Origin of the sequence: Streptomyces sp. NPDC051907 (assembly GCF_040681075.1) — a bacterium.
Taxonomy (GTDB): domain Bacteria; phylum Actinomycetota; class Actinomycetes; order Streptomycetales; family Streptomycetaceae; genus Streptomyces.
The window spans coordinates 49,883-58,907 of record NZ_JBFAYB010000054.1; the positions used below are offsets into that span (position 1 = coordinate 49,883).

Annotated in this window: 10 protein-coding genes and 2 pseudogenes; 8 read left to right on the plus strand and 4 right to left on the minus strand. The window is 67.4% G+C overall.

From position 1 onward, the window contains the following. The first annotated feature begins 476 nt into the window (after positions 1-476). The 3 genes from AB0M39_RS25575 to AB0M39_RS25585 all read left to right on the plus strand — a co-directional run bounded on the left by AB0M39_RS25575 (position 477) and on the right by AB0M39_RS25585 (position 2,370). Positions 477-1,019, plus strand: a complete 543-nt coding sequence (locus AB0M39_RS25575) for a hypothetical protein (protein ID WP_365368219.1) — start codon at positions 477-479, stop codon at positions 1,017-1,019. A 559-nt stretch (positions 1,020-1,578) separates the two neighbouring features. Next, positions 1,579-1,899: a hypothetical protein gene (locus AB0M39_RS25580; RefSeq protein ID WP_365368220.1), complete on the plus strand. Its 321-nt coding sequence runs from the start codon at positions 1,579-1,581 to the stop codon at positions 1,897-1,899. Positions 1,900-2,031: 132 nt separating this feature from the next. Beyond that, entirely contained in the window at positions 2,032-2,370 is a 339-nt protein-coding gene (locus tag AB0M39_RS25585; RefSeq protein ID WP_365368221.1) for a hypothetical protein, read from the plus strand. 94 nt (positions 2,371-2,464) lie between these two features. Here AB0M39_RS25585 and AB0M39_RS25590 read toward each other — a convergent pair whose 3' ends face one another. After that, positions 2,465-2,704: a hypothetical protein gene (locus AB0M39_RS25590; RefSeq protein WP_365368222.1), complete on the minus strand. Its 240-nt coding sequence runs from the start codon at positions 2,702-2,704 to the stop codon at positions 2,465-2,467. A 686-nt stretch (positions 2,705-3,390) separates the two neighbouring features. On the opposite strand from AB0M39_RS25590, the pseudogene AB0M39_RS25595 reads away from it, so the two are divergent. The 3 genes and pseudogenes from AB0M39_RS25595 to AB0M39_RS25605 form a co-directional block, all read left to right on the plus strand. Next, positions 3,391-3,560 (plus strand): annotated as a pseudogene (locus AB0M39_RS25595) (GntR family transcriptional regulator); the annotation flags it as partial. A 373-nt stretch (positions 3,561-3,933) separates the two neighbouring features. After that, on the plus strand, positions 3,934-5,112 hold the full coding sequence (locus tag AB0M39_RS25600; RefSeq protein ID WP_365368229.1) for an acyltransferase: 1,179 nt from the start codon (positions 3,934-3,936) through the stop codon (positions 5,110-5,112). A gap of 74 nt (positions 5,113-5,186) precedes the next feature. Continuing rightward, a pseudogene (locus AB0M39_RS25605) lies at positions 5,187-5,477 on the plus strand (GNAT family N-acetyltransferase); the annotation flags it as partial. A gap of 28 nt (positions 5,478-5,505) precedes the next feature. On the opposite strand, the gene AB0M39_RS25610 reads toward AB0M39_RS25605, so the two are convergent. Further along, positions 5,506-5,757: a DUF397 domain-containing protein gene (locus AB0M39_RS25610; protein ID WP_365368223.1), complete on the minus strand. Its 252-nt coding sequence runs from the start codon at positions 5,755-5,757 to the stop codon at positions 5,506-5,508. After that, positions 5,754-6,575 carry a helix-turn-helix transcriptional regulator gene (locus AB0M39_RS25615; protein ID WP_365368224.1) on the minus strand — a complete coding sequence of 274 codons (822 nt, stop codon included), beginning with the start codon at positions 6,573-6,575 and terminating at the stop codon, positions 5,754-5,756. The genes AB0M39_RS25610 and AB0M39_RS25615 overlap by 4 nt, the downstream gene beginning before the upstream one ends. Positions 6,576-6,903: 328 nt before the next feature. Here AB0M39_RS25615 and AB0M39_RS25620 point away from each other — a divergent pair, with 328 nt between their 5' ends. Together AB0M39_RS25620 and AB0M39_RS25625 are read left to right on the plus strand one after the other, a co-directional pair. Next, positions 6,904-7,275, plus strand: coding sequence for a hypothetical protein (locus tag AB0M39_RS25620; protein WP_365368225.1), 372 nt, complete (start codon positions 6,904-6,906; stop codon positions 7,273-7,275). A gap of 75 nt (positions 7,276-7,350) precedes the next feature. After that, complete coding sequence (locus tag AB0M39_RS25625) at positions 7,351-7,779, plus strand: pyridoxamine 5'-phosphate oxidase family protein (RefSeq protein WP_365368226.1); 429 nt, start codon at positions 7,351-7,353, stop codon at positions 7,777-7,779. Between the two features lie 98 nt (positions 7,780-7,877). Here AB0M39_RS25625 and AB0M39_RS25630 read toward each other — a convergent pair whose 3' ends face one another. Next, complete coding sequence (locus tag AB0M39_RS25630) at positions 7,878-8,684, minus strand: hypothetical protein (RefSeq protein WP_365368227.1); 807 nt, start codon at positions 8,682-8,684, stop codon at positions 7,878-7,880. Positions 8,685-9,025: the final 341 nt, after the last annotated feature.

Genomic DNA, 9,025 nt, shown 5'->3' on the forward strand with positions numbered 1-9,025 from the left:
CGAGCTGGCCATGACCGCCCTGCGAGGCATGGCAACTCAGGCGTTCGACCCGCTCGTACGTCACCGCCCGGTCCGTCGTCGGCCGGCGACGCCAAGAGCCGTCGACGAGTTCGTTGTCGTACAGCACACCGTCCCGTCCTGCGTACGACGGTGATGCGGTCGGCCAGCCGCTCGGCCTCGTCGGCCGCCAGCGTGGCGGACATCTTCCGCGCGCAGGCGTCGTGGTTCTCCCACTGCACATGCCGCTTCCAAGCAGGTCTTCGGGATGGCGCCGGCACCGTGGCGGAACGACCCGTTCCCGAACGGAAACATCATGATCACGCCTGCAGACTTTCACGTCCAAGCTGGTTCGAAGTCCCCCCAGGGCCAGGTCATCCTGCGGAAGGGACGATGGATGCCGCCGATCGACCGAAAGTGGGACCTGCCGAGCAGGTAGCCCCGGATCTCGTGCTTTCCCCCGCAGAAGGAGTGACCACATGCCTCTGGGCGACTTGGGTGCTGCCGCCTACCAGCTTCATCTGCTCAGCACCATGAACCCTCTGCCCCACCTTCTGGAACGCTCACTGAACGCGGTCGGCGTGAGCAGGCCGGAGATGGCGCGCCAGGCAGACCGGGTTGGCGAGGCAACCCTGATCCTGACGGCCGACCTGGTCTCGAATACGAGGGAGATCCTGAGCGATGCCCTGTGCGGCGAAAGCGTCGAGCTCGGGCAAACGTCCACCGATCGATACCGATTCCCTCTGTGGCCCGAATTTGAGTTCGAGATCGAATTCCAAATCGTGAACGGCTACCACTTCACGCACGGAGAATTCGTCCGGACCCTCGGCACCGGACCTTCCGATCGCGAGCCCGTACCGTGGGGCTGGCTCAAGGGGGAAACTCTCCGGAGGTACGAGGACGTCAGGGAGATCGACCTGTGGTCGCCCTACGAAACCTATGACGCATTGAATCCACAGGACGGGAAGCGATGCTTCCTGCGGTTTGGCTGGGGCGTGCTCCAGGAGATCGAGCCACTGTAACCCCGGCCTGGGAGTGTTCCCCGTCCAGCCGAGCACTCGGGATGACTCTCCGCGCTGACGACGGCACCGCGGTCGAGGCGGCCGCGTCCTGTCTGCTGGCGTCAGCGTCCTCAGCGGGGCTGCCAGTAGCCGCGTCGAAGTCCACGACGGGGGCTACTTGACATGATTGACGCAGTAGTTGACGGCAACGTCGGCGGACGCCGACCGCCGGAAGCACGCAGAGGCGGGGAACGTTCGCACGCCCATCAAGACGTCCCGGGTTTGGAGAGCCCGCCAACCTCGCCAACTGCGCTCTCTACGCGGGGGAAGGCTGGTGGTTCGACGAGTCGGACAAGTACGTAGACGCCGACCGGTCCTGTGCCTCGGCCAACCCCGTCCTGGGCTGGGGAGCCGCCCCATCAAGGGTGAGAAGTGGTACGACAAGGCAGGAAACCTTTGGGACACGCTCAAGAAATACAGGAAGAAGAAGCGGGACACCTGCGTGAGGTCGGCCGGATTATTCTGTCCGACCTCACGCGCACGTCACGTTGTCTACGCCCATCAACTGTTTGGAGTTTGGATGGAGCGGATTACCGACGAGCAGATTGCGCTTCTGGTCTCGTTCGCATATGCAAGAATCTCGGATGCCGATGCGCTGCAAGAAGAGGCGTGTCGCACCGTGACCGCCCTGCGTCTGGTTGTCGACAAACAGATTGCTGCCGTTCGCTATTTTCGGACCTCTCCCTCTAGTGGTGCTGCAGTAGCTGAGCACGCAAATGCCTCATGGAATCTTCTTGTCTCTATCGCACGTATTTGGCGAGACCACTCCGAGTTTCCGATCGACGCCGCGATGGAGACGTTCGAGTTCGACGCTGAGAGCCCTCTCATGCCGACAAGGTAAGTCTCGATTCGTCGGTGGTTACTCACAAACACTCGATCGCTTAGTCTGCGTAGTACACGTACTATGCGCTGGCGGGGGCAGGCGTCGGTCCTTGAGGTCCGGAAAGCGCCCAAGGGGAGTGGGGCAAGATGCATGGAGAGTGTCAGGGGAGCCGTTGCGCTCTGGTCTTTGCTCCTTACCTATATCGAAGGCTTCATGGCGGGTCAGAGCGGGGAGCTCAATTTCCCGGAGCGCAGGTTTACGTTCGCTCTGAAAAGGGTGGCCTGCGGAAGAATCTTGGTGAAGTTTGCAGACCGAGAAGGGAAGCGTGCCGTTTTGAGTCGAGAGAAGGATGTTCTAGAGGCGCTGGCATCAGGTGCCGTAGAGTTCTTCAGTGCGATTCTGGATGGCTCCCCGAAAGACGAGTGGAGCTACAGAAGGGATCTCAACGCGGCAGTGCGTTTGCAAGAGGAGTGCTCAAGCGTTGGGTGATCGGGCTAGTCTCTTCATTGCTGATCCTCCGCGGCCAATATTCGCGTGAAGCGTGATCGCACTGTCCGAGGTCGCGCTTGCGAACTGGGTGCCATTAGCAAATAGAGACTCCGCCGGGCAACGCCTGGCGGGGTCTCTGCACGGGGTGAAGGCAGTAGTTGACGGCAGCATCAGCGGACGGTGGCTCCGCGTAGTGGCGGTCGTTGTTGTGGTTGCGGGTCGCGTCGGACGTGGTGTAGACGGCGGTGACGTTGATGTGGACGTGGGCGAGGAGTTCCTCGATCACGACGAGGTCGGCGTACTGCCGCCAAGGGCAGGGCGGCAGTGTGCACATGATGAACCCGATACGCGGCAGGGGAGGGTGGCATACGGGGCTTGCCGTCCCATACAGGAGCCGCATGTTGAGGAGGGCTGCACATGGCTGAGACGACGGTCTACTGGGATCCCCTGCGGGGCGTACGAGCTTGCGAGGGCATGTCTTTGGCGGTACCGGTCGAGGGCTTCACACCGTTGGATCCGCCCTTCACGCTGCCCCCCGCGCGGGAGTACATGCTCGGCAGCTGGGAGGAGCGGAACTGGCGCAACGTTCCCGGCCCCTTCTACGGGGCGCTGACGGACAACTGCTGGACTGGCCGCCTCGTGGCTCCCGCCCACATCCTCTATGACGACGAGGAGCACAGCCGTGAATTCGTCTACCGCCAGCCTCGGACGGAATCCGAGGTGCGAGAGCTCCTGTCCGCCGCGGTGAACGATCCCTATGCGGGCTACGCCTGTGACGGGGACGCGCACTGGACCCTGGAGACGGTACGGGCCTGGTGGGCCGATCGCGGGCGGCTTCTGGAATGGATCGACCAGGCTGTTGTGCGCTGGTCCGCCAGTGAGCGCGAGGATGAGCGTGAGGTTGTGGACGGCCTGTTGGCGTATGCGCGGTACGTCGAGGACGAGCTCGGCAGCCATCTGCGTGGGTACATGTTCTGGCTTGATCACGGCCGGACTCCGCTGACGAAGGAATTTCTACCTGACCTGCACCGCCGCTCCCAGGGCCCCTCACCAGCGCCCCGGTGACCCGCAGGGCCGACCTGATCGCGGACGCGGCAGAGCGCACGGCGCTCCTGGAGGCCCTCATTGCCCAGGGCCTGACGACGGTTCAGTCGCTGGTGCGGGAGCACTTCACGGGCGCGGAGGGATGACGGCCGCCGGTCCGTGCTGGCGCCGGCCGGATTCAGTGCATGCCGTGGGCCTGCGCTGTCCGGTCGGGATCGGCGGCGCGCAGAGCCTGAGCGCGGCCGCCGCAGGTGTCCTCGCGTACAGCTGCTGACGTCTCTGCGTGAGGGCTGGTCAACTGCGCGCAATGATCGAGGACTTCGGTGAAGTCGATCTCCGACTGGCGGGATAGTGACGTACCTTACTGTTCTTTGACGTGCCTATAGGGCGATAGGGAGACTGACGCCCTAGATCGTCATTGGGGGCACCATTTCTTCGCACATACGAGGTGGTCTGACCAACCGCCTGCGCTGGTCTCACGGTTCAGTCGCTGAGCGCTTCTCCGGCAGGGACAACAGTCTGGGCTTCATCCGGCTGTCCCTCGCGACGGCGGTCGTGGTCTCCCACGCCAGCGTGCTGGGCTTCGGCGACACCGAGTTCGGCCTCGCGTTCAGTCACCACCAGACCACACTGGGCACGTTGTCCGTGTACGGATTCTTCGTTCTGTCCGGCATTCTTGTCACCCGCAGCGGGAAGCGGCTCCCGATCGGGCGTTTTCTGTGGCACCGGGCGCTGAGACTGCTGCCCGGTCTGTGGGTCTGCCTTGCCGTGACCGCCTTCCTGGTCGCGCCCTTCCTCTACTGGCGGCAGCAGGGAACGCTCTACGGCTTCTTCGGCCATGCGCCCGGCCCGCTGGACTATCTGCGCTCCAACTGGTTCGTCGCGTTCGAGCAGCGCGACATCTCCGGAGTGATCGCCACCGCCCGTGAGTCCGGCCTCGCCACCAGCCCCAGTGTCAACGGGGCGCTCTGGTCGCTCCGCTACGAGGTGCTCTGCTACTTCGGCGTGGCGCTGCTCGCGCTGACGGGCGCGCTCGCCCGGGCCCGTCGCGTGGTTCTGCTGATCGCGGCCGTGCTGGGCTGGCTCGTCGTCAGAGAGGCGGCGGGCCACCCGTTCTGGAGCGGAGCCTGGGACGCCTCCTACTACGAGAGCATCACCCTGATCCCGGCGATGGGCTCGGTCGACCCGGACGTGATCGTCTACCTCGGCTTCGCGTTCGCCCTGGGCACGCTGATCGAGCTCTACCGTGAGCGCATCCCCGTCAGCGACGTCCTGGGCGCGGCCAGCGTACTCACACTGCTCGCCACCTTGTACTTCGGCTACTTCTACACCGTCGGCCTCCCGGCCCTCGCGTACCTCCTGCTGTGGCTCGCGATCCGGCTGCCGAAGCCCTTCCGCCGGATCGGCGCACGGCATGACTACTCGTACGGCATCTACATCTACGGCTTCGTCGTCGAGCAGTCCCTCGTCGTGCTCGGCCTCGCCCGCTGGGGGTTCTGGCCCTACCTTGCCATGGCCTTGGCCGGCACCCTGCTGGCCGCGGCGCTCTCCTGGCACCTGGTCGAGCGCCCGGCGATGAAGCTCAAGGACCTGGGCCGCAAGCGCCCGGGACCAGGCAGCCCGGCGGCTGCCGCGCCGGAGCCGGAGAAGGTCCTCACCGGAGCAGGAGCAGGAGCGGGAGCCGGAGGGAAGGAGTGACCCCATGCCTCTGGGCGACTCGGGCGCCGCCGCGTACCAGCTTCATCTGCTCAGCACTATGAACCCTCTGCCGCATTCTGGCCCGCGCCTTCGACGACGACCCGATGATGCGCTGGTTCTTCCCCGAGGAGGCATCGAGGGAGGCGGCGCTGGGCCGTTACTTCACCACGATATTCGCCCGCCAGTACGTCCAGCACGGCGTGTGCGAGCGTACCGAGGCGGCGGCTGCGTTCTGGGTGCCCCCGGAGGCGCAAGACAAGGCCGTTCCCGACGCGGAGACCGTTCAGGAGCTGATGGGCCTTCTCGGCGAACGGGCCGGGCTCTTCAGGGACGCCGTCGAGGCGGCCGCCGAGCACACGCCGCAGTAGGGCTGCGGCCTCAGTGTCGGAGGGGTCAGGCGCGGTCCGCGTGGGCGATGAACGTCGTCCAGGCCGTGGGGGAGAGCGTCAGCTGGGGGATCGTGGTGTCCTTGGAGTCGCGGACGTGGACCGTGTCCGGGCGGGTGGCGATCTCGACGCAGTCGTCGCCCTCGGAGCCGCTGTAGCTGGATTTGCGCCAGGAGAGGGCCACTTCGACGCAGCTGTCGCCCTCGGAGCCGCTATAGCTGCTCTTGAACCAAGCCAGTTCGCGTGTGCCGTCGTTCATAGCGCTCCTCGCAGTCGCTTCAGCAGACTCAGCGAGTCCGCCGGGGTGAGAGCTTGTGAACGCATTTTCGCATAGCGCTGCTGGAGGACGCTGACCTCTTTCGGGCCACAGAGCAGCTGACCGGTCTTCTGGCCTTCGGAGTAGCCGAGCCATTGGTGGTCCGGAGTCTCCAGGAGTTGCAGCGGGCCGTCCAGGCCGGCGTGGTCCGGGACGTGGAGCGGCATGATCTGGAGCTCGATGTTCCACCGTGAGCTGCGGGCGATGAGATGGTCGAGCAGTTCCCGGGTGACCTCGTCCCCTCCCGTACGCCTCTCCAGCACGGCCTGCTCGACGATGAAGCTGAACGCGATCGGCGGCGTGCGCGTCAGCAGTTCCTGGCGGGCGAGGCGGGCCGTCACCCGCTGCTCGACCTGGTCCTCGGACGGGGGCGGCGGCACGCTCAGCGTCACCGCGCGGGCGTACGCCTCCGGCTGCAACAAGCCCGGCACCACCCGGCATTCGTACGTGCACAGCGTCAGCGCCGTCTCCTCGAGCTTCGCCCACTGGCGGAACCAGGACGCGAGGCCCGGCTGCCGTGAGACATGGCGTGCCGCGCCTCGCAGCGCGCCGAAGGCGTCCAGGGCCACCTCCGCGCGCTCGACGAACTCCTTCGTGGGGAGGCGGCGGCCCTGCTCCACCGACGAGACGAAGTGGGGGGAGTAGTGCACCTTCGGTGCGAGCTCCTCCTGGGTCAGCTCGGCCCGCCTGCGGAAGGCCTTCAGGACCTCCCCGAACGCCCTGAGGCTGTCCGACGACTCCGGCTCGCTGATTCCCGTCATGACCCGCCACCTCCGCTGCTTGTCCCGCCCAACCCGCCCATGGTCACAGCCGGTTACGGTCGCTGTCCACGCTCCGTACTCGTACGCTCACCCGCCGTACGAGTACGGAGCGCTGGTCATCGTGGGTGCGAGCGCACCGCAGCGGGGCGTGCCCGGTTCTGAGCAGACCTCATGTGTCAGTCACCGTATGTATGTTCACCTTCTAGCCGGCTCGACGCGGATCCGATGCTCGGCGCTGGGTCGGGGCCGATCCTTGGCCAGGGCTGCATTAATCTGTGCCGCCGTGCGGACTTGAGTCGCCGTCACACAGACGAACGGGGAGCAAGGCATGACCACGGAGCATCCGGACTCGTCCATACCCGATGAGGCATGGGAGCAGTTCCAGCGCGAGAGCGAAGGGCCCGCGCGGCTGGCCGCGCCGAAGGAGCCGTCCGCGCGGGCGCGGATGGTGGCCGAGCGGCTGCGGCGCGAGGACGAGGAGGCCGCGCGGAGGCAGGGTCGGGTGCGCGGCTGGGGGTGGGGGCGCAAGGGGCGGACCCCTGTGCGCGCCGAGCCGGACGCCTGGCGGGCCTGGCCCTCCGGCCGACGGAGGCAGGCGGGCCGGCGCAGGGGCTGGGGATTGTTCTGGGTGGTCGTCGCCGTCGTGGTCGTCGTGATCGTGCTGAACCCCGCCAGGACGCTGGGCTGGCTGGCCGGTTAGGCGGTTTCCCCCGCACCCGGGGTCGGGCGACGATCTTCTCTGACATGCCGTAGCGCCCGAATGAAGGAGTCACCCATGGCGTTGACCCGTGAAGAGCGCGAGAAGTTCCTGGCCGAGCCCCATGTCGCCGCCCTGGCGGTGGACTCGGGGGAGAAGGGCCGGGCGCCGCTGACCGTGCCGATCTGGTACCAGTACGAGCCCGGCGGCGACATCTGGATCATGACCGGGCTGAACTCCCGCAAGGGCGTGCTGATCGCCGCCGCGGGCCGGGTCTCGCTGATGGTCGACCGTGTGACGCCGACCGTCCGGTACGTCTCCGTCGAGGGGCCCGTCGTGGAGACCGTGCCCGCCACCCGCGAGCAGCTGACGGAGATATCCGCCCGCTATCTCGCGCCCGAGAAGGTCGAGGCGTACGTCGACTTCGCCTGGAAGGAATACGCCGACCAGATGATCTACCGCATACGGCCGCAGCACTGGCTCAGCGCGGACCTCGGCGAGGGGTGACCCTGACCTTGTCCATCTGACCGTGCCCGGTCCGGGCGCGCCAGGATCGGGTGCCCGGACCCGGCGCCCGGACCCGGCGCCCGGACCCGGCGGCCGTATCAAGCCGCGGGCTCGGGCTCGGGCGCGTTCGGGGGCGAGGGCGTCTGGGACGGGACCGACGCGGTCAACTGCCCCGCCAGCCAGACCGGTACCCCGCCCAGCAGCCGGAACAGCCGTCCCGCCTCCGCCCGCAGCCTGCTCGCCTCCGGCTCCGGCTCGCAGTCGGCCAGCGCCGCCAGCGCAGGGGCCGTCCCGATCAGATAGCCGAGCTCCTCGCGGATGCGCAGCGACTCCCCGAAGCCGTGCCGCGCCTCCGCCAACTCACCCTCCCGCAGGGCCAGTCCGGCCTGGTGGAGCCAGGTGAAGGAGAGCAGCAGCGTGTCCTCCTGCGCGGCCGCCCCGGCGTGCGCGCGGAGGTAGGCGGCGCGGGCCGCCTGCGGCGAGTCGGCGATGTGCTCGGCGACCAGGCCGCGCCGGAAGTCCAGCAGCGGGCGCCTCGGCGAGGTGGGGGAGAGCAGCGCCGCCGCCCTGCCGAGCGCCGCGCGTGCCTCGTCGGCCCGGTCGCGTACGCCGAGGCGGGTCGACGCGTACGCGAGCCGGCCGCGTTCGCACGCCGCGCCGCCGCGTTCCTCGTCGTTCCCGGCCACGGCCTCCGCCGTGCGCAGCGCGTCCTCGGCCTCCGCCCAGCCCTCCGCGGTGAACAGACAGCGCTCCACGAGCAGTCCGGCCCGCTCCAGCGCGGCGGCGGGATCCGTCGCGTGCGGTGTGAGCAGAGCCGCCGCGTCGGTCCAACAGCCGCGCGAGCGCAGCCGCCATACCGCGGTCTGGAGTGGATCGTCACCTGCAGTGGTTCCGGAACCAGACATGGCGGTATGCGCCACGTTGCCCTCCCCGAGCACGCCATTGAGCTGTTGAGTTAGACCGCATCTCAGCATGGATAGGCATGCCTGGCCAAGGGGGAAGGTGAATGAATTCACAATCTCTGGGCGGGGGATGAGGGTGGGGTGGGGGGTGGGGCGGGTGTCAGGGGTCTTGGGGGCGTCAATGGTGTGGGTTGGGCGTTCACCCGTGCGGGTGATGTGGGGGTTTGGGTGTGCCCTGTGCGGGCTGCTCGCGGGGCGCTGCCCCGGACCCCGCGCCTCAAACGCCGGCGGGGCTGAATGTGCGCGCCCAAGTCCGGGAAACCCAGCCCGTTGGGGGTCCCCCC